Genomic DNA, 20172 nt, shown 5'->3' with positions numbered 1-20172 from the left:
GCCAAAAGGGAACCCTTTTGGCCGTCGTCGCGTTTGCAAATCGGATAATAAGGAGAAACCCATGGCAAGCACGCCGACCGAAGCCATCGTCACGGGGCGCAGTTCCCTATCCGCAGCTGCGCCAGTGCGTGACACGAGGCTCGACGTCTTGCGCGGCGTGGCGCTGATCATGATCTTCATCAATCATGTTCCCGGACAGATCTTCGAATATGTGACGACGAAGAATTTCGGTTTCTCCGATGCCGCCGAAGCCTTCGTGCTGATCTCGGGCATTGCCGTCGGCCTTGCCTATGGGTCCCGCTTCCAGCCAGGCAGCCGGCTGACGGTGGCGATCAAGGCAGTAAAGCGCGCCTTCACGCTCTATCTCGCCCATATGATCACCACCTTCATGACGCTGGCGCTCTTCATCTGCGGTGCCTGGCTGTTCCATCGGCCGGGATTGCTGGTCGAAATCAATATCCTGGCGGTTCTGATGAACCTGAAGGAAGGCATTCCGGCACTGCTCCTGCTCGGCCACCAGATCGGCTACAACAATATCCTGCCGATGTACGGCGCGCTGATGCTGATGGTGCCTATTATCCTGCTCTTAAATGCGCGCAGCCCTTGGCTGGCGCTCGGCGTATCGGCCACGGTCTGGCTGCTTGCGGGCATCTATGAAGTGGCGCCGCACAACATGCTGATCGAGAGCTACTGGTTCCTCAATCCGCTCTCCTGGCAGTTCCTATTTTCGATCGGCATCGTCTCGATGCTGCATATCAAGCGCGGCGGCACGATCCCGCAGCATCCGCTGCTGCTGACGGCCGCTGCCGGTTACGTCGTGCTGTCCTTCGTCTGGGTGACCGGCCATCTCTGGATTTTCGGCAACTCGCTGGCAGCACTCGGCCTGCCGACTGTTATCACCGGTTTCGACAAGACCTTCCTGTCGCTGCCGCGGCTGCTGCATGTGCTGGCGCTGACCTATCTCGTTATCAGCATCCCCGCGCTCTCGCGTATCCTGCGCCGTCCTGTGGACCATCCGCTGACGATCCTCGGCCGCCATTCGCTGAACATCTTCGTCGCCGGCACGATCCTCGCCATGATCGGCCAGGTGGTGCTCTACATCACCAACAAGGACCAACTGGTCGGTCCGCTCTTCGTGATTGCAGGGATCGCGATACAATTCGCCTATGCCTATTATCTCGAGCGCAAACGCCAGCAGGGCAAGGTCAAGGGGAAACTTGTCACCGATACCGCCACCATCCCTGTTCCGGTCCGCATTGGCGGAACGGCAAATGCCTATCGCCGGAACGATCGGAAATAGGGCTCGGATTTTTCCCGACATGAAGGAGCCGGTGGCCGATGGCCGCCGGCTCAATTTTTATGGACGAGGATGTTCACCAGCTTGCCGAAGGGATCGCGCACATAAAAGCGCCTGACGCCCCAAGGCTCGTCGGCCGGGCCGTACTCGATCGGGAAGCCTGAGGCCGACATCGCCGCGAAAGCAGCATCGAGGTCATCGACTTCGATCGAGAGGTCGGGCACCTCCGTTCCGGAACCGCCTTCACTGGCGATGCTGAGCTGAACGTTCATCGAGCGCGCCGCGCCGAACGTCGTGATCCACCCGTGATCCATGATGACGTCAAGACCGAGGATATCCTGATAGAAGCGCCGGGCCGGGGTGATATCCGCTGCCTGGATATTGGCGACGATGCGCAGGACCTTCATGGGTTCGCTCCCTATGCTCCGTTTGACTGGCGAAGGTTAAGGGAGATCGGCGGGGTGATCAATCGTGTGGGTGGAGCGGAGATGTTGTGCCGTGCGGTACCCCCTCTGCCCTTCCCCACAGGTGGGGAGATTGGATGGAGTGACGGCTTCGTCAAACAACTGGCCCTCACATGAATTTAAACTGAAGGCGATTTGGCACGGCAACCGAAGTGGTTGATGCTTTACGGGGAGGAGCTCCTTGCCGATCTCCCTCCTTGTTTTAAAGCCCGGATACATACCTGACAGATGTACGGAGACAAGCCTGACACTTCCGCGATGATTTCTCGGGAGGTCGGCATGGTTTGGCGGAGAGATGCCCGGCAGGACGCGACACCGTCTCTCGGTTTTGGGAACAGTTTGAGGCTGTGACCGCCTCGGCCTCCATCGTCGCGATCGTTGCGCTCAAGGCATTGCTGTCATGCGCTTTATCGCCCAGATGGCCTGAGCTGTCTGGTTATTGAGCTTGCGTGATGTCGCGACTTGGCCGGCCATCGCGATAAAGCTCAAGGGACGCCCAAGTGCATCGACCAGCATATGGACCTTGGCCGTCAGTCCACCTCTGGAACGCCCCAGCGCCTGATCCTTGGCCCCTCTTTTACGCTCGCAGCCTGTTGATGGGTACGTATGATGGTGGTGTCGATCATTAAGTACCGATTGTCCCGGTCAGCAGTGAGGGCATCAAAGACTTGCTCCCATACGCCGGCATGGCACCAGCGACTGAACCGGCGGCGGACCGTCTTCCATTTGCCGTAGCGCTCCGGCAGGTCCTGCCAGTGTGCGCCCGAGCGCAGTATCCATAAACACCCGTTCACAAACGTCCGGTTGTCTACTTCCGTTCGACCCGGATCGCTGGATTTGTCTGGCAACAAAGGCGCAATTCTCGACCATTGCGCATCGTTCAACTCGTATCGCTTCGCCCATCAAAGGCCTTCGTGCTGCACACGGTATCCTATGAATCAGTGATCAACCGAGTTGAGAATCCCGAATGCCGATCGATCCTCAGTTCCAGGCAAACAAAAAGGCCGGAAGGAGTTACCCTTCCGGCCTTTATCTTGAAACCCGAACCGATTAGGCGGCTTCGGTGGTATGGGCCTTGCGGACCTCTTCGTCCGTCAGGATGCCGCTGGCGCGCAACAGGGCAGCGAAGCGGCCGTTGCTGTGGCTGAGTTCGTCGAAGCTGCCCTGTTCGACGACGCGGCCGTCATCCAGGAAGAGCACCATATCGGCTTCGCGGACCGTCGACAGGCGGTGGGCGATGATGAAGGTGGTGCGGTTCTGGCGCAGATTGTCGATTGCGGCCTTGACGCGGTTTTCGGTTTCGACGTCGAGCGCCGAGGTCGCCTCGTCGAGCACCAGGATTGGCGCGTCCTTGAGGATGGCGCGGGCAATCGCGATGCGCTGGCGCTCGCCGCCGGAGAGCTTGTTGCCGCGTTCGCCGACATGCGTATCGTAGCGATCCTCACGCGTCTCGATGAAGTCGGCGGCGGCGGCGGCTTCGGCCGCACGGCGCATGTCTTCCTCGCTGGCGCCCTCGCGGCCAAGGCGGATATTGTCGCTGATCGAACGGTTCAGCAGGCCCGCATCCTGGAAGACGGTGGCGATGTGGCGACGCAGCGACTTGCGGGTCACCTTGGTGATATCGGTGCCATCGACGAGAATCTTGCCGCCCTGGGCATCGTAGACACGCTGCAGTAGGTTGACGAGCGTCGTCTTGCCGGCGCCGGTCGGGCCGACGATCGCGACCGTCTGGCCTGCCTTCACCGAGAAGGAGACGTTATGCAGACCTTGCGAGCTGTTGCCGAAACCGAAGGAGACGTCGCGGAATTCGATCGCACCCTTAACGTCCTTGATCTCGCCGTTGCCGGCAGGCTCTTCACGTTCACGCACCGAGTCTTCCAGCGCATAGAATTCCTCAAGCTTGGAACGGGCCTCGAAAATCTGCGTGGCGAACTGGCGCATCAGGTCGAGACGGCCGATCAACAGGTTGGCAAAGCCGATGAAGGCGATGACGTCGCCGACGCGCAGCTGGCCGGCCTGGACGAGCATAGTGCCGATGATCAGGACCACCATCATCGCGATGGTCGACGCCATGCGGTTCAGTGCGCTGGCGATCGCCCACCAGTCGAGCACCGGATACTGGGCTTCGAGCAGACGGTCGGCAAAGGATTTCAGCGCCCTGGTTTCGGCCTCGATGCGGTTATAGCTGTGCAGGACCGAAACGTTGCTGATCGAGTCGCTGACATGCGAAAAGACGGTGTGATAATGGTTCTCGACCGAAGCCTGACCGTCCTTGGTGCGGCTCATGACGACGCGGCCGATCAGCCAGTAGGCGATGGCAAGCACCATGAGCACGGCGGAAAGGCGCATGTCCATCGCCATTGCGGTCGGTATCAGAAGGGCAAGCGCGATAACCGTCGACAGGTGGTTGCGCATGAATTCCAGCCAGAGGCCGAACAGCGTTTCGCAGGCGCGCAGCAATGTATGCAGCGCGTTGGAGGTGCCGCGCTGATGGTGCCAGCCGAGCGGCATGGAAATGATGCGGCCGAAGGCTTCCGTCAACAGCGTCGCCCGCCGGCCATGGGCCAACCGGTCGGCCTCGCGGGCCACCAGGACGAAGGCAATGGTGTTGAAGACGGCGAAAGTCGCCCACATGAAGAGGATGGGCTTGACCTCACCCTTGCCCGAAATCGCATCGATGATACGACCGAACAGGATCGGCTCCGCGATGGTGATCGTCGCAAGAACAATGTTTGCGACAACGACCAGGGATACGCGCAGCTTGTAGGCGCCAAGATAGCGCAGAGCTCTTGCATAGACCTTAAATAGCGTCACGTCGAACCTCTTGTGCATCTGCGAAAACGGGATGATGCGATGCTACAAAAGGCTACCTGAACGGGCGATTAACGGAGTATTCAGGCTTCAACCGATGTGATGATTGATACGATCGTACTATTGCAGGACGCGACGAGATGGCCATGGCGCCGAAATTGCCGTTCGGCTATATCTCGCGACAATTTGCGCTTGCATTTTATTAAATGTTTAGCGCAGCATTAAGTTACAGACTGCATTTATTGAAGACCGTTTCGCGACCAGATTGACCAGCCGCCGACGGCCTCATGCGGGCATCAGGTCCGGGCAAGGGGCATTTTTGTGAATATTAATTCGTTAATTCAATTGCTTGTAATTCTGGAAGAATGCTCAAATCCTGAAGCTGTCGTCACCGAACTGGAGCAGATCCTCCACGGTTGTGGCTTCGAATATTACGGTCTGCCACGCCATTTGCCGCAGACCCCGATGCAGCAGAATCCGGAGCCTTGGGCCGCGGCGCTTGCCGGCCGCTGGCCGGAACAATGGCCGCAGATATATACCGCGAAAAAATATGCTCTGATCGATCCGATGGTGCGCTATCTCGCTCATGCGCAGCGGCCTTTCCGCTGGCGGGAGGCGATGGCGGCATTCCGCAAGGACGCCTATAATCGCCGCATGGAGCAGATGATGGTCGATGCCTTCGGGCACGGGTTGGAGGATGGCTACATCTTTCCCATCCACGGACGCAACGGCATTCTCGCCAGCCTTAGTCTCGCCGGCAAGCCGATCGAGCTGTCGCCGGTGGAAATCGCATTGCTGGAGGCGGTGGCGCGCAAGGCCTTCTGGCGGTTGCTCGATCTGAAAGGCGAGGCGCAGGCACTGGAAACCGTGCTGCCGGCCGACACGCCGCTGACGCGGCGCGAGATGGAAATCCTGCATTATCTCGCCGAAGGCATGACTTCGATGGAGATCAGCAAGATGCTGAAGATCTCAAACCACACCGTCGACTGGTATATGAACGGCTTGCAGGACAAGCTGAAGGCGAAAAACAGGCAGCAGGCGGTAGCGCTTGCCTTCCGTCATGGCCTGATAAGTTAGAGCAATTCCGCTTCTCATCGAAGCGAAACCGCTGTGCTTTTATTTTTTACGCAACTCCGGACGCAAACCGCTTGGCGCTTTTCCTGGAATTGCTTCAGCATGTCGAAAAATTGCATTTCGCAGTCGCAAGATAAATTGAACTTTCTGTGACAAGAAGTTAAGAATTTCCTTCGCGGGTGCAGCATTCCCGTGTCTGAACGTCTGAGGAGACCGTTTTGCCCATTTCCAAGATTCTCGTTGCCAATCGTTCCGAAATTGCCATCCGCGTGTTCCGCGCGGCCAACGAGCTTGGAATAAAAACCGTGGCGATCTGGGCGGAAGAGGACAAGCTGGCGCTGCACCGCTTCAAGGCGGACGAGAGCTACCAGGTCGGCCGCGGCCCGCATCTTTCCAAGGACATGGGCCCGATCGAGAGCTATCTATCGATCGAGGAGGTGATCCGCGTTGCGAAACTCTCCGGCGCCGATGCCATCCATCCCGGCTACGGCCTGCTGTCGGAAAGCCCCGAATTCGTCGATGCCTGCAACAAGGCCGGCATCATTTTCATCGGCCCGAGGGCCGATACGATGCGCCAGCTCGGCAATAAGGTTGCGGCGCGCAACCTGGCGATCTCGGTCGGCGTTCCCGTGGTGCCGGCCACCGGGCCGCTGCCGGAGGACATGGCCGAAGTGGCGAAGATGGCGGAGGGGATTGGCTACCCCGTCATGCTGAAGGCCTCCTGGGGCGGCGGCGGGCGCGGCATGCGCGCGATCCGCGATCCAAAGGATCTCGCCCGCGAGGTGACGGAAGCCAAACGCGAGGCGATGGCGGCCTTCGGCAAGGACGAGGTCTATCTGGAAAAGCTCGTCGAGCGCGCCCGCCATGTCGAAAGCCAGGTTCTCGGCGATACGCACGGCAATGTCGTGCATCTCTTCGAGCGTGACTGCTCGATCCAGCGTCGCAACCAGAAGGTCGTCGAGCGCGCGCCGGCGCCCTATCTCTCGGAGGCGCAACGCCAGGAACTCGCCGCCTATTCGCTGAAGATCGCGGCTGCGACCAATTATGTCGGCGCCGGTACCGTCGAATATCTGATGGATGCCGATACCGGCAAATTTTACTTCATCGAAGTCAATCCGCGTATCCAGGTCGAGCATACGGTGACCGAAGTTGTCACCGGCATCGACATCGTCAAGGCGCAGATCCACATCCTCGACGGCTTTGCGATCGGCACGCCGGAATCGGGCGTGCCGCGCCAGGAAGATATCCGTCTCAACGGTCATGCGCTGCAGTGCCGCATCACCACGGAAGATCCGGAGCATAATTTCATTCCGGATTACGGCCGCATCACCGCCTATCGCTCGGCGTCCGGTTTCGGCATCCGCCTCGATGGCGGCACCTCCTATTCAGGTGCGATCATCACCCGCTTTTATGATCCGCTTCTCGTTAAGGTCACGGCATGGGCGCCCAATCCGTCCGAAGCGATCGCCCGCATGGACCGGGCGCTGCGCGAATTCCGTATTCGCGGCGTGGCAACCAACCTGACCTTCCTCGAAGCGATTATCGGCCATCCGAAATTCCGGGATAACAGCTACACGACACGCTTCATCGACACGACGCCGGAACTCTTCCAGCAGGTCAAGCGCCAGGATCGCGCCACGAAGCTCCTGACCTATCTCGCCGACGTCACCGTCAATGGCCATCCCGAGGCCAAGGATAGGCCGAGGCCGCTGGAAAACGCTGCCGAGCCGGTGGTTCCCTACGCCAACGGCAATGCGGTCAAGGATGGAACGAAGCAGCTTCTCGACACGCTCGGCCCGAAGAAATTCGGCGAATGGATGCGCAACGAAAAGCGCGTGCTTTTGACCGACACAACGATGCGTGATGGCCACCAGTCGCTGCTCGCCACCCGCATGCGCACCTATGACATCGCCCGCATTGCCGACACCTATGCGCATGCGCTGCCGAACCTTCTGTCGCTCGAATGCTGGGGCGGCGCGACCTTTGACGTCTCCATGCGCTTTCTGACCGAGGACCCTTGGGAGCGCCTGGCGCTGATCCGCGAGGGCGCGCCGAACCTTCTGCTGCAGATGCTGCTGCGCGGCGCCAACGGCGTCGGCTATACCAATTATCCCGACAATGTCGTCAAATATTTCGTCCGCCAGGCGGCCAGAGGCGGCATCGATCTCTTCCGCGTGTTCGATTGCCTGAACTGGGTCGAGAACATGCGTGTCTCGATGGATGCCATTGCCGAAGAGAACAAGCTCTGCGAGGCGGCGATCTGCTATACCGGCGATATCCTGAACTCGGCCCGTCCGAAATACGATCTGAAATACTACACCGACCTTGCGGTCGAGCTCGAGAAGGCAGGCGCGCATATCATCGCGCTCAAGGATATGGCGGGCCTTCTCAAGCCTGCGGCTGCGAAGGTTCTGTTCAAGGCGCTGCGCGAGGCGACCAGCCTGCCGATCCATTTCCACACGCATGATACGTCGGGTATTGCGGCCGCGACCGTTCTTGCCGCTGTCGATGCCGGCGTCGATGCTGTCGATGCGGCCATGGACGCGCTTTCCGGCAATACCTCGCAGCCCTGTCTCGGTTCGATCGTCGAGGCGTTGCGCGGTACGGAGCGTGATCCGGGCCTCGATCCGGAATGGATCCGCCGTATCTCCTTCTATTGGGAAGCGGCGCGTAACCAATATGCCGCCTTCGAAAGCGATCTGAAGGGTCCGGCATCCGAAGTCTATCTGCACGAAATGCCGGGTGGCCAGTTCACCAACCTCAAGGAACAGGCCCGCTCGCTCGGCCTCGAGACCCGCTGGCATCGGGTGGCGCAGGCCTATGCCGACGCCAACCAGATGTTCGGTGATATCGTCAAGGTGACGCCGTCTTCCAAGGTCGTCGGCGACATGGCGCTGATGATGGTGTCCCAGGATCTGACGGTCGCCGACGTCGTCAGCCCCGACAAGGAAGTCTCCTTCCCGGAATCGGTGGTCTCGATGCTGAAGGGCGATCTCGGCCAGCCGCCGTCAGGATGGCCCGAAGCGCTGCAGAAGAAGGCGTTGAAGGGCGACAAGCCCTATACCGTGCGCCCCGGCTCGCTGCTCAAGGAGGCCGATCTCGATGCGGAACGTAAAGTCATCGAGACGAAACTCGAGCGCGAGGTCAGCGACTTCGAATTCGCGTCCTACCTGATGTATCCGAAGGTCTTCACCGACTTCGCGCTCGCCTCCGATACCTACGGCCCGGTCTCGGTGCTGCCGACGCCCGCCTATTTCTACGGTCTCAAGGATGGCGAGGAGCTGTTTGCCGACATCGAGCGCGGCAAGACGCTCGTCATCGTCAACCAGGCGATGAGCGCCACCGACAGCCAGGGCATGGTGACCATCTTCTTCGAGCTCAACGGCCAGCCGCGCCGCATCAAGGTGCCGGACCGGGCCCATGGGGCAACAGGTGCCGCCGTCCGCCGCAAGGCCGAACCAGGCAATGCCGTTCATGTCGGCGCGCCGATGCCGGGTGTCATCAGCCGTGTCTTCGTCTCACCCGGCCAGGCCGTCAATGCCGGTGACGTGCTCGTCTCCATCGAGGCGATGAAGATGGAAACGGCGCTGCATGCGGAAAAGGATGGGACGATTTCCGAAGTACTGGTGCGGGCCGGCGATCAGATCGATGCCAAGGACCTGCTCGTCGTCTACGCAGGCTGAAGGGCTGCCGTCTTCGCAAAGGCGTCCGTCAGCCGACTTTGCGAGCGGGCTCCCTTCACTCGATTGTGTATGATCGGCCTGTCAAAAAGCTGATTTTCCGAAGCCTTCGCGCCTTGCCCGGCGCGGAGGCTTTCTCATAAACTTGCGCTCCCACCATCCGCCCCCAAGACCAATCAGGAAATGATATCCATGAGCAAGTTGAAGATTGCCGTCATCGTCGGCAGCACGCGTATTGGCCGTTTTGCCGAGCATCCGGCCAAGTGGATTGCCGCTATCGCCGCAGAGCGCCAGGACATCGAGGTCGAGGTTCTCGACCTGCTCGACTACCCCATGCATTTTTTCGGTGAGCAGCGTGCCACGACTGCTGAAAGCGAGACGGCAGAGCGCTGGAAAAAGAAGCTGCGTGAATTCGACGGCTTCATCTTCACCGTCGCCGAGTACAATCACGCACCGACGGCGGTTCTGAAGAACGCCATCGACCTCGGCGAGTTCATTCACAAACCGGTCGGTTTCGTCGGCTATGGCGGCGTCGGCGGCGCGCGTGCCGTCGAGCATCTCCGCCTGATCTTCGTGGAAATGGGTGCGGCTTCGGTGAAAACCGGCGTGCATATCGCGCTTGGCGAATATCTCGGCGTCATCAAGGAAGGCAAGAGCCTCAGCGACTACGCGCATCTCAACGAAGCGGCGAAGAACCAGCTCGACCAACTCACCTGGTGGGGCAATGCGCTGAAGGCAGCACGCTCGGTCGTGACGGCCTCCTGATTGGAGTTCCGGCCATGCCGGGATGTTCGCATCCCGGCATTAGATCCGAATGATTTTAGACCAGGTCGGCCTAAAATCTGAATCCGGATGTAAATCAAAGAAATAGAGCATGATGTCGTCCGAAAACCGCTCACACTTTTCGGCATCATGCTCTAGCTCAAATATCGTAAGTATGGGCGGCGTTGATCGTCGAGATGAAACGTTTGGTGCGTTCGCGCTCCGGCGCACTGAAGATTGCTCTGGCGCTGCCCGTTTCCACCACGCTGCCGGCTTCCAGGAAAACCACGTCATTGGCGATCTTCGAGGCGAGCCGGAGATCGTGGGTCGCCATCACCATCGTCGTGCCTTCGCTGGCAAGCTTGCCCAGCACATCGACCACTTCGGCCGAAAGCTCGGGATCGAGGGCGGATGTCGGCTCGTCGCACAGAAGCACGCGCGGCGACGGCGCCAGCGCGCGGGCGATCGCGACGCGCTGCTGCTGGCCGCCCGACAATGTCGAAGGCCAGGCATCGGCCTTGTGGGTCATGCCGACCTTGGTCAGCAATTCCATCGCACGCTCGCGAGCTTTTTCTTTCGGCCATCTCAGCACCGTCACCAGGCCTTCCATGACATTCTCGATCGCGGTCTGATGCGGGAAGAGCTGGAAATTCTGGAAGACCATGCCGGTCTGGCGGCGGATCTTCTGGATCGCCGGCCAGCTCGTTCGTTTGCCCGGTGCAAAGGCCAGCTTCTCCTCTCCGAGGCGGATGGAGCCGGCGGTCGGAATTTCGAGCAGGTTGATGCAGCGCAGCAGCGTACTCTTGCCACCGCCGGAAGGCCCGACCAGCGCGGTGACACTGCCTTCGGGGATACGGATACTGATATCCTTGAGGATGACGGCGTCGCCGAAACGCTTTTCGATGTTGGAAAGCTCGATCATGCATTTGCCTCCAGCATGCCGCCATAACGCGCGAAGCGGCGTTCCAGCCGCACCTGCAGCTGCGAGAGGACGGAGCTCAGGACGAGATAGACCAGCGCCGCCTCGATATAGAGGATCAGCGGCTCATAGGTAGTGGCGACGATGCGCTGTGCTGCCTGGAAGAGCTCGGGCACGGTGATGGCGGCGGCAAGCGAGGTGTCTTTGACCAGCGAGATGAAGGTGTTCGACAAAGGTGGCACGGCGACGCGGGCGGCCTGCGGCAGGATGGTGCGGCTCATCGCCTGGCGCCAGCTCATGCCGATCGAATAGGCGGCTTCCCACTGGCCCTTCGGTACCGAGGAAATGACGGCGCGGATGATCTCGGAGCTATAGGCGCCGATATTCAGCGTGAAACCGATGAGGGCGGCCGGAAAGGCATCGAGCAGGATGCCGAGGCTCGGCAGGCCGTAGAAGATGACAAAGAGCTGCACGAGCAGCGGCGTGCCGCGAATGACCCAGACATAGAAGCGCGCGATGACGGACAGCGGCATCGGCCCGAAGAGCCGGGCGATCGCGGTGGCGAGCCCGAGCGTCAGCCCGAAGGCGAAGGACAGCAGGGTCAGCGGAATGGTGAAGATCAATCCCGCCCAGAGGAGCGAGGGTAGCGATTCCGCCATCAGTTGGAGCCAGTGCGGCAAGGGCGTTCCTTCTGGTCGGTTGGGTGGTGATATCTCGGAATACCCCTCCCCAACCCCTCCCCACAAGGGGGAGGGACTTATCTAGGTGCCGCCCTGCACGAAATAGCAACCGAACTTGCTAGCCGAAACGATGGCGATCCGCCGCCAAAGTCCCTCCCCCTTGTGGGGAGGGGTTGGGGAGGGGATTTTCTTGAACGAAGCTTACTTGGAAACGTCCTGGCCGAAATACTTGTCGGCGATCTTCTTGTAGGTGCCGTCGGCCTTGATGTCGGCAAGCGCCTTGTTGATTTCGGCGAGAAGCTCCGGCTCGTTCTTGCGGATGATGATGCCGGAGTAATCGGCATTTTCCTGCTCGGCGACGATCTTCACCGGTGCGTCCGGCTTGTGCTTCTTGAAATCGAGGAAGGAGAGGCTGTCGTTGATCGTGGCGTCGGCGCGCTTGGTCAACACCAGCTGGATCGACTGATCGAAACCGTCGGTGCCGACGAGCTCGGCGCCGGCTTCGGTTGCGAGCTTGCCGAAGTTGCTGGTCAGCGACTGGGCGGACTTCTTGCCCTTCAGGTCGGCGAAAGACTTGATGCTGTCGTCGCCGTCGCGGGCGATCAATACGGCCTTGGAGGCGATATAGGGCTCGGAGAAATCGTATTTCTGCTTGCGGGTTTCGGTGATGCCGACCTGGTTGATGACGGTGTCGTAGCGCTTGGCATCGAGGCCGGCGATCAGGCCATCCCACTTGCCTTCGACGAACTCGGCTTTGACGCCGAGCTTGGCGGCGATCGCTTCGCCGATCTCGACATCGAAGCCGACGAGCTTGCCGCTTTCGTCATGATAGGTGAAGGGCGCATAGGTGCCTTCGGTGCCGATCTTGAAGACGCCGGCCGATTTGATGGCGGCGAGGTTTTCACCGGCATGGGCAGGCAGGAGGGCCGCGGCCTGAATGAGGGCAGCGGCGGCGACAGTTTTCAACCAGTTCATTGTTTTATCCATCCTTGGGAGGTGTTTCGGATGGGGATAGTTGGCAGAAAATTGTGGCGCCGGAAGCGTAGAAAACTGCGAATAAAAGCAGCAACTGCAAATATTTTTCTCAAACGGCCGCTCGAACCATGAAACCTGCAGAAACAGGCATCAGGCGGTGATGCGGCGGCGCAGTTTTTCGCTGACGATGATGATCAATCCGGCGCCGAGGATCATCGCCGCGCCGACGACCACATTGTGCGTGGGGATATCGGCCCAGATTAGATAACCCAAGAGGAAGGCCCAGATGAGAGAGCTATATTCGAATGGCGCAAGCACGGAGACGGGCGCCTGACGCATGCCTTCGAAAAGGGCGAACTGCGCGCAGCCGGCAACGATGCCGGTGGCGATGAGGAGCGCGAGCTGCGTCATATCGGGGGTCTGCCATGTCCAGATCACGGCAACGCCGGTCATGGCAAGGAAAAAGACGTTGGAAACGGTGAGCTGGATAATCGTCTTCTCATGCAGCGAGGTCTTGCGCAGCAGCACCATGGCAGAGGCCCAGAGCACGGCCGCCTGCAGCGCCAGATAGACCGGCCAGGAGATGGTGAGGCCGATCGGATTGCAGGCAATGAGGACGCCGACGAAGCCGACGCCAACGGCCAGCCAGCGCGCCGGCGTGACCTTCTCCTTCAGGATGAACCAAGCAAGCAAGGTGCCGACAACAGGTGCGGCGTAATAGAGCGTGGTCACTTCGGCAAGCTGCAGGCGGCTTGCAGCGGAATAATAGGAAAGCCAGGCGCAGAGAAGAAGGATGCTGCGGGCGATCATCGGCTTGATGATCGGCGACGTCATCGTCTGACGGACGAGCTTGCCGCGACCATAGGCGAGACAACCGACGAGGATGGTGAGACTGCGGAAAAACAGGATCTGCCAGACGGGAATGCTTGAAGCCAGGACCTTGATGATCGCGTCATGGAAGGTGAACGCCATATAGGCGACGGTCGTGAGCAGGATGCCCAGGCTGACGGAGTTTTTCACGGGGAGAACGGACCAGGTGGCGGATATGCCGGCGGGAATCGGGAATGATCAATCGATATTCCCGCCTCTCGGACCGGTCAATAGGGCATGTTCGCTCTGGTGGTGCAGCTTTGTTTCCGAACGTCAGAAAACGTGTGTTCGTGCATATTGCCTGCATGATTATAAGCGTTTATGCACGTTTCTAATTCGTAAGCTACGGACCCGGTAGGAACATGCAGGATTTTCTGTTGCGAGAGCGCCAAGGCGTGATTTCCGAGAGGCTGCGGCTGAATGGCCGCGTGCTGGCGACGGAGCTTGCGCTCGAATTCGGCGTCTCCGAGGACACGGTGCGACGGGATCTGCGGGAGATGGCGGCGGCAGGGCTCTGCGAGCGGGTCTATGGCGGTGCATTGCCGGTCTCGCCGGCGCACGGAAGCCTGACGCAGCGCATCGGCTTTGCCGCTGACCGGAAACAGGCGCTGGCGCGCGCTGCGGCAAAGCAGATTGCCGCCGGTTCGACCGTGTTCTTCGACGCCGGCAGCACCAATCTGGCGATTGCCAATGCGTTGCCGGCCGAACTTGTACTGACGGCTGCGACCAATGCGCCGGCGATTGCTGCAGCGCTAATCGACAAGCCTGGCGTCAACGTCATCCTGATCGGCGGGATGGTCGACCGGCAGACCGGCGGTTCGCTCGGCGCCAAGGCCTTGCGGGATATGGAACAGATTTCGCCTGATCTCTGCATTCTCGGCGCCTGTGGCGTCGATCTCGAAGCCGGCATCACGGTGTTCGGCTTCGAGGATGCGGAGTTCAAGCGGTTTGCGGCATCCAGGAGCAGAAAAGTGTTGGTGGCTGCAACCTCGGAGAAATTCGGCACGGCTGCCCCCCATAGCATCCTGCCGGTTGCGCATTGCGAATGCCTGGTCGTCGAGCACGATGCCGATCCGGCCATTCTCGCCCGTTACCGCGAGCGCGGATGCAGAACTGTTCTCGCCGAGAAAACGAACTGAGGCGACGTCATAGAGTTTAGGGAAACCGGGCGGGTGAAAGCCCGGCAATGAGGAAGACCGGAAATGGATAGTCATGTGAGTGCGCCGGGAGCCCGGAGCGGCTTCATTACCAGAAGCAGGGCGGCGGTTTCCCTGCTCTTTCTTATGAATGGTTTTGTTGTCGGCTGCTGGGCGCCGAAGATCCCGGATTTTGCCGAGCGTCTGGCGCTGACCAAGTTCGAGCTTGGGCTGATGATCCTGGTCTTCGGCGTCGGCTCGCTGGTCATGATGCCGATCGCCGGTGCGCAGATCGCCAAACACGGCTCGCGTGTCGTCGTTCAGGTCCTAGCTGTCTGTGTGCTGCCGTTGCTGCTGGCGTTGACGCTCGCGCCAAACGTGCTCACCGGGGCAATCTCGCTCTTCCTGTTCGGCGGCTTCATCGGCGCAATGGATGTGGCGATGAATGCCAATGCAGTGTCGGTCGAGAAATCCATGCGCCGCGCCATCATGTCGTCCTGCCACGCTTTCTGGAGCCTTGGCGGACTGATCGGCTCAGGTCTCGGCGGCATCGTGATCTCCAAGCTCGGCATTCTCGGCCATGCGCAGCTGGCGACGGTGCTGGCGGCAATCTTCCTTGCCGTCGCCTGGCCGATGATCCTTGCGGATCCGCCGCATCCCGACACCAAGAAGGAAAAGACGAAGCTGCCGATGGTGCCGCTGCCGTGGCTGCTCGGATTGATGGCGCTGTTCAGCATGGTGCCGGAAGGCGCTGTTCTCGACTGGGGCGCGCTCTATCTTCGGCAGGAAATGGATGCGTCCGTCGCGCTTTCCGGTCTTGGTTTCGCAGCCTTTTCGGCCACCATGGCAATCATGCGCTTTGCCGGCGACCTGGTGCGCGACCGCCTGGGCGGCGTCAAGACGCTACGCATCTGCACTTTATTTGCCATTGTCGGCATGCTGCTTGCAGGCTTGGCGCCCAATGCCGAGCTTGCCATCCTGGGCTTTGCGTTTTGCGGTATCGGCATTTCCAACATGGTGCCGATCGCTTTCTCGGCGGCGGGCAATATTCCAGGACTCAAGCCCGGCATCGGCATCTCGGTGGTCACGACCATGGGTTATTCCGGCATGCTGGTTGCGCCATCGTTGATCGGCTTCGTCGCCGAGCATATCGGTTTTGCCGTCGTTTTCATGGCGCTACCGGTGCTGCTGCTCGTCGTTCTGCTGCTGTCCAACCTGGCCCATTATGCCGATGAGACCTCCGGAGGCGGTCACTAAGCCGCCTCCCAACAAAAGTGATATCAGGGGCGGTTGACAAGCAGCCGGCCTTGATCCACCTGAAAAGCACTGTTTTTAGGGGTGCAAGAACTCTCCATGTTGTCAGCCGCCGATTTTGATCCGAAACCGCGCCGCGCTTCCGTTGCCGTCGATGTCGGCGGCGTCATCGTCGGCGGCGGGGCGCCGGTCGTCGTGCAGTCCATGACGAACACCGATACGGCCGATATCGATTCCACCGTCGCGCAGGTCGCCGCTCTCCACCGGGCGGGTTCGGAGTTGGTGCGCATTACCGTCGACCGCGACGAGAGTGCGGCCGCCGTGCCGAAGATCCGCGAGCGGCTGCTGCGTCTCGGCATGGACGTGCCATTGATCGGCGACTTCCACTATATCGGCCACAAGCTGCTCGCCGATCATCCGGATTGTGCCGAAGCGCTGGCGAAATACCGCATCAACCCCGGCAATGTCGGCTTCAAGGACAAGAAGGACAAGCAGTTCGCCGAGATCATCGAGATGGCGATCCGCTATGACAAGCCGGTGCGCATCGGCGTCAACTGGGGCTCGCTCGATCAGGATCTGCTGACGGCGCTGATGGACCAGAATGCCGAAGCGGGATCGCCGCTTTCGGCCCGGCAGGTGACGCGCGAGGCGATCGTGCAGTCGGCGCTGCTGTCGGCAGCCCTTGCCGAAGAGATCGGCCTGCCGCGCAACCGCATCATCCTGTCGGCCAAGGTTAGCCAGGTGCAAGACCTGATCGCCGTCAATTCCATGCTCGCCGAACGCTCCAATCATGCGCTGCATCTCGGCCTGACCGAAGCCGGCATGGGCACCAAGGGCATCGTCGCCTCGTCGGCGGCGATGGGCTTCGTGCTGCAGCACGGCATCGGCGATACGATCCGCGTGTCGCTGACGCCGGAGCCGAACGGCGACCGCACGCGCGAAGTCCAGGTAGCGCAGGAAATCCTGCAGGTCATGGGCTTTCGCCAGTTCATACCCGTCGTTGCGGCCTGTCCGGGCTGTGGACGCACGACGTCGACGGTGTTCCAGGAGCTTGCCCAGAACATCCAGAACGACATCCGCAAGAACATGCCGGTCTGGCGCGAGAAATATCCTGGGGTCGAGGCGCTGAACGTCGCCGTCATGGGCTGTATCGTCAACGGGCCGGGCGAAAGCAAACATGCCGATATCGGCATTTCGCTTCCGGGCACCGGTGAAACGCCGGCCGCCCCCGTCTTCATCGACGGCAGGAAGGCGCTGACGCTGCGCGGTGCCAATATCGCTGCCGATTTCGAGGCGCTGGTTGTCGACTATATCGAGAAGCGTTTCGGTCAGCGGACGGCGGCGGAATGAGCGCCCGCAACTTCGGATGAGCCAGTACTGGTCGCCAATCGTCAGCAAGCTTCGGCCCTATGTCGCGGGCGAGCAGCCCCGTCTCGCGAACATGGCCAAGCTCAATACCAACGAAAATCCTTACGGGCCGTCTCCGAAGGCGCTCGAGGCGATCCGGGACGCGGCGGACGATCGTCTGCGGCTCTATCCCGATCCCACTGCCACGGAATTGCGCGAGACGATCGCGGCTCGTTTCGGCCTGACGGCTGAGGAAGTATTCGTCGGCAATGGCTCCGACGAGGTTCTCGCGCATGCGTTCCAGGCGCTGCTGAAACACGAGCGGCCGCTTCTCTACCCCGATGTGACCTACGCCTTCTATTCGACCTATAGCCTGCTATACGGCGTCGAAGCGATCGAGGTGGCTGTTGACGATGGGTTCCGGATCCGGCTGGAAGATTACGACAGGCCCTGCGGCGCGATCATCATCCCCAATCCGAATGCGCCGACCGGCATCGGCTTGCCGCTTGCCAGTATCGAAGCACTTCTTGCCACCCATCCGGATGCGGTCGTCGTCATAGACGAGGCCTATATCGATTTCGGCGGCGAGAGCGCCGCCGGGCTCGTTTCAACCTATCCCAACCTACTGGTGATCCAGACCCTGTCGAAGTCCCGTTCGCTTGCCGGTCTGCGCATCGGCTTCGCGCTGGGGCAGCGGCCGCTGATTGAGGCGCTGGAGCGGGTCAAGGACAGCTTCAATTCCTATCCGCTCGATCGTCTGGCGCAGCTTGCGGCGACGGCGGCGATCAAGGACGAGGCGTGGTTCGAGACAGGCCGGAGGAACATCATCGCCAGCCGGGAAAGCCTCGTCTCTGAACTCGAAGCTTCGGGTTTCGAGGTCTTGCCGTCGCAGGCGAATTTCGTTTTCGCGAGGCACCAAAGCCGTTCAGGGGCAGCGCTTCAAGCCGCCCTGCGGGAGCGCGGCATTCTCGTCCGGCATTTTGCCAAGCCGCGTATTTCGGACTTCCTGCGGATCAGCATCGGCACGGATGAAGAGTGTGCCCGTCTGGTCTCCGCTCTCAAGGAGATATTGTCCGCCTGACCTGTCGCTTCAGCTTTTTCGGTCGGCGATGAAATGCGCCGCAGCAATGAGGATCGAGGCACGGGCGCCGTAGGGAGCAAGCAGCGCTTCGGCATCGCGGACGTGCTCACGGAGCTGGGTCTCGGCCCATTCCATGCCGCGCAGGGCGACGAGTGTTCCCTTGCCGCGGGCCGCATCCTTGCCGGTCGCCTTGCCCATGGTCGCCGCATCCGAGGTCAGGTCGAGAATGTCGTCGGCAAGCTGGAAGGCAAGGCCGATCTTTTCGCCGAAGGCGCGCAGGCGGCGACGATCTTCGGCCAAGCTTCCCGAGATGACGGCGCCGGCTTCACAGGCGAAGCGGATCAGCGCGCCTGTTTTCATCGCCTGCAGGCGGATGATGCCGGCCTCGTCGGGGGCCTGCTTTTCCGCCGCGAGGTCGAGCGCCTGGCCGCCGGCCATGCCGCCGAGACCGGCTGCGCGGGCAAGGGCCAGCACCAGCGATGCCTTGCTCGTATCGGCAAGGGTCGTTTCCGGCGCGGCGATGATGTCGAAGGCGTAGGTCAGCAGGCTGTCGCCTGCGAGGATCGCCGTCGCTTCGTCGAACTTTATGTGTACCGTCGGTTTGCCGCGGCGCAGGTCGTCATCGTCCATGGCCGGCAGGTCGTCATGCACGAGGGAATAACAGTGGACGCATTCGAGAGCGGCGCCGACGCGAAGTGCCGCCTCGGCGTCGCCGCCGAGAAGGGCTGCACTTTCGACGACGAGAAACGGGCGTAGCCGCTTGCCGCCGTTCAGCACGGCATAATGCATGGCATCGCGCAGCGTCTCGGGCCTGGCGATTTCATCGGAAAGGGCACTCGGTGAAAGCAATGCGTCGAGCAGCGCCTCGATGTCGCGGGCGTTGTTCTTCAGCCTCGTCTCGAAAGTGTCCCGGTTCGCGTCCATGGGCGCTGTTTGGCATGAGCGCCCCCGGGCTTGCAACGGAATTGTCGATGGCGGCAGCAAGATTCGCCGCACACTCTGGCATAAGCTCTGCACAGGCGTTATGAGAACGACAGGAGCGAAATCGGACTGGGGACATTGGATATAGCGCCGGAAAGAGAGGACAGCGTCGACATGCCGGCTCGTCGGCGATGGTTCGGAGACGGGCGTGTGTTGAAACGCATTGTTCTTGCCGTACTCGTCTTGCTGATTCTTCCCTATGCGCTGATCTTTTTCTATCTGCTGCCTTTCATTCATCCCGTCTCGACGCTGATGCTGCGCGATCTCGTGCTGCTGCGGGGTTATGACAGGCAATGGGTGTCGCTTGATAACATTGCCCCGGTTGTGGTGCAGTCGGTGATGATGTCGGAGGACGGGCAATATTGCTTTCACGGCGGTGTCGACTGGGCGGAAATGCGCATGCTGGTCGAGGATACGCTGAAAGGTCAGGCGACACGTGGCGGCAGCACCATCCCGATGCAGACGGCGAAAAACCTCTTCCTCTGGAACGGCCGCTCCTTCGTGCGCAAGGCGCTGGAACTTCCGCTCGCGGTGAGCACGGATTTCGTCCTGTCGAAACGGCGGCTGATGGAAATCTATCTCAATATCGCCGAATGGGGTCCCGGCATTTACGGTATCGAGGCGGCGGCCCAGCATCATTTCAAGGTGCCGGCCTCGAAGCTGACGCGGCGCCAGGCATCGCTGCTTGCCGTCTCGCTGCCGAACCCGATCGACCGCAATGCCGGCAAGCCCGGACGAGGTCTTCGCCGGCTCGCCGGCGTAATCGAGAGACGCGCACAAGGTTCGGGCGATTACATCAGGTGCATCTATGATTGAGATCAGAACTTATCGTTAGAACAGG

Annotated in this window: 16 protein-coding genes and 1 pseudogene; 9 read left to right on the top strand and 8 right to left on the bottom strand. The window is 60.7% G+C overall.

What is annotated here, in order from left to right; all coding sequences use genetic code 11:
• The first annotated feature begins 61 nt into the window (after window positions 1–61).
• A complete protein-coding gene (gene opgC / locus HX898_RS14050) occupies window positions 62–1300 on the top strand; it encodes an OpgC domain-containing protein (RefSeq protein WP_180194916.1) in 1239 nt (412 codons plus the stop codon).
• A gap of 50 nt (window positions 1301–1350) precedes the next feature.
• Here opgC and HX898_RS14045 read toward each other — a convergent pair whose 3' ends face one another.
• From HX898_RS14045 to HX898_RS14035, 3 genes and pseudogenes are all read right to left on the bottom strand, one after another.
• Entirely contained in the window at window positions 1351–1704 is a 354-nt protein-coding gene (locus HX898_RS14045; protein ID WP_138331916.1) for a VOC family protein, read from the bottom strand.
• A gap of 421 nt (window positions 1705–2125) precedes the next feature.
• Window positions 2126–2645, bottom strand: a pseudogene (locus tag HX898_RS14040) (IS5 family transposase); the annotation flags it as partial.
• A gap of 166 nt (window positions 2646–2811) precedes the next feature.
• A complete protein-coding gene (locus HX898_RS14035) occupies window positions 2812–4575 on the bottom strand; it encodes a glucan ABC transporter ATP-binding protein/ permease (protein WP_138331914.1) in 1764 nt (587 codons plus the stop codon).
• Between the two features lie 318 nt (window positions 4576–4893).
• Between HX898_RS14035 and HX898_RS14030 the strand changes: the two genes are divergently transcribed.
• From HX898_RS14030 to HX898_RS14020, 3 genes are all read left to right on the top strand, one after another.
• A complete protein-coding gene (locus tag HX898_RS14030) occupies window positions 4894–5649 on the top strand; it encodes a LuxR family transcriptional regulator (RefSeq protein ID WP_138389385.1) in 756 nt (251 codons plus the stop codon).
• Between the two features lie 215 nt (window positions 5650–5864).
• Window positions 5865–9329 carry a pyruvate carboxylase gene (pyc, locus tag HX898_RS14025; protein WP_138389386.1) on the top strand — a complete coding sequence of 1155 codons (3465 nt, stop codon included), beginning with the start codon at window positions 5865–5867 and terminating at the stop codon, window positions 9327–9329.
• A gap of 189 nt (window positions 9330–9518) precedes the next feature.
• Window positions 9519–10091: an NAD(P)H-dependent oxidoreductase gene (locus HX898_RS14020; RefSeq protein WP_180194914.1), complete on the top strand. Its 573-nt coding sequence runs from the start codon at window positions 9519–9521 to the stop codon at window positions 10089–10091.
• 157 nt (window positions 10092–10248) lie between these two features.
• Here HX898_RS14020 and HX898_RS14015 read toward each other — a convergent pair whose 3' ends face one another.
• The 4 genes from HX898_RS14015 to HX898_RS14000 form a co-directional block, all read right to left on the bottom strand.
• The gene (locus HX898_RS14015; RefSeq protein WP_138331910.1) at window positions 10249–11010 is read right to left on the bottom strand and encodes an amino acid ABC transporter ATP-binding protein; all 762 of its coding nucleotides are present in this window, start codon (window positions 11008–11010) and stop codon (window positions 10249–10251) included.
• A complete protein-coding gene (locus HX898_RS14010) occupies window positions 11007–11687 on the bottom strand; it encodes an amino acid ABC transporter permease (RefSeq protein ID WP_180194913.1) in 681 nt (226 codons plus the stop codon). The genes HX898_RS14015 and HX898_RS14010 overlap by 4 nt, the downstream gene beginning before the upstream one ends.
• A gap of 201 nt (window positions 11688–11888) precedes the next feature.
• Window positions 11889–12662: an amino acid ABC transporter substrate-binding protein gene (locus HX898_RS14005; protein ID WP_131663109.1), complete on the bottom strand. Its 774-nt coding sequence runs from the start codon at window positions 12660–12662 to the stop codon at window positions 11889–11891.
• Window positions 12663–12812: 150 nt separating this feature from the next.
• On the bottom strand, window positions 12813–13682 hold the full coding sequence (locus HX898_RS14000) for a DMT family transporter (RefSeq protein ID WP_180194912.1): 870 nt from the start codon (window positions 13680–13682) through the stop codon (window positions 12813–12815).
• Window positions 13683–13894: 212 nt separating this feature from the next.
• On the opposite strand from HX898_RS14000, the gene HX898_RS13995 reads away from it, so the two are divergent.
• The 4 genes from HX898_RS13995 to hisC all read left to right on the top strand — a co-directional run bounded on the left by HX898_RS13995 (window position 13895) and on the right by hisC (window position 18350).
• Window positions 13895–14671: a DeoR/GlpR family DNA-binding transcription regulator gene (locus HX898_RS13995; RefSeq protein WP_180194911.1), complete on the top strand. Its 777-nt coding sequence runs from the start codon at window positions 13895–13897 to the stop codon at window positions 14669–14671.
• Window positions 14672–14734: 63 nt separating this feature from the next.
• Window positions 14735–15925 (top strand): MFS transporter, encoded by a 1191-nt coding sequence (locus tag HX898_RS13990; protein ID WP_180194910.1) that lies wholly within the window; start codon window positions 14735–14737, stop codon window positions 15923–15925.
• 96 nt (window positions 15926–16021) lie between these two features.
• Entirely contained in the window at window positions 16022–17272 is a 1251-nt protein-coding gene (gene ispG, locus HX898_RS13985) for a flavodoxin-dependent (E)-4-hydroxy-3-methylbut-2-enyl-diphosphate synthase (RefSeq protein ID WP_180194909.1), read from the top strand.
• A 16-nt stretch (window positions 17273–17288) separates the two neighbouring features.
• Window positions 17289–18350 (top strand): histidinol-phosphate transaminase, encoded by a 1062-nt coding sequence (gene hisC / locus HX898_RS13980; RefSeq protein ID WP_180194908.1) that lies wholly within the window; start codon window positions 17289–17291, stop codon window positions 18348–18350.
• A gap of 9 nt (window positions 18351–18359) precedes the next feature.
• Here hisC and HX898_RS13975 read toward each other — a convergent pair whose 3' ends face one another.
• On the bottom strand, window positions 18360–19274 hold the full coding sequence (locus HX898_RS13975) for a polyprenyl synthetase family protein (protein ID WP_180194907.1): 915 nt from the start codon (window positions 19272–19274) through the stop codon (window positions 18360–18362).
• Window positions 19275–19409: 135 nt separating this feature from the next.
• Here HX898_RS13975 and mtgA point away from each other — a divergent pair, with 135 nt between their 5' ends.
• Window positions 19410–20147, top strand: a complete 738-nt coding sequence (gene mtgA, locus HX898_RS13970) for a monofunctional biosynthetic peptidoglycan transglycosylase (protein ID WP_128460421.1) — start codon at window positions 19410–19412, stop codon at window positions 20145–20147.
• Window positions 20148–20172: the final 25 nt, after the last annotated feature.

It is taken from the genome of Rhizobium sp. WYCCWR 11128 (genome assembly GCF_013416305.1).
In the GTDB taxonomy this organism is placed as follows: domain Bacteria; phylum Pseudomonadota; class Alphaproteobacteria; order Rhizobiales; family Rhizobiaceae; genus Rhizobium; species Rhizobium indicum.
Note: the sequence above shows the minus strand (reverse complement) of the source record. Positions and strands in the feature narration are given on the sequence as shown.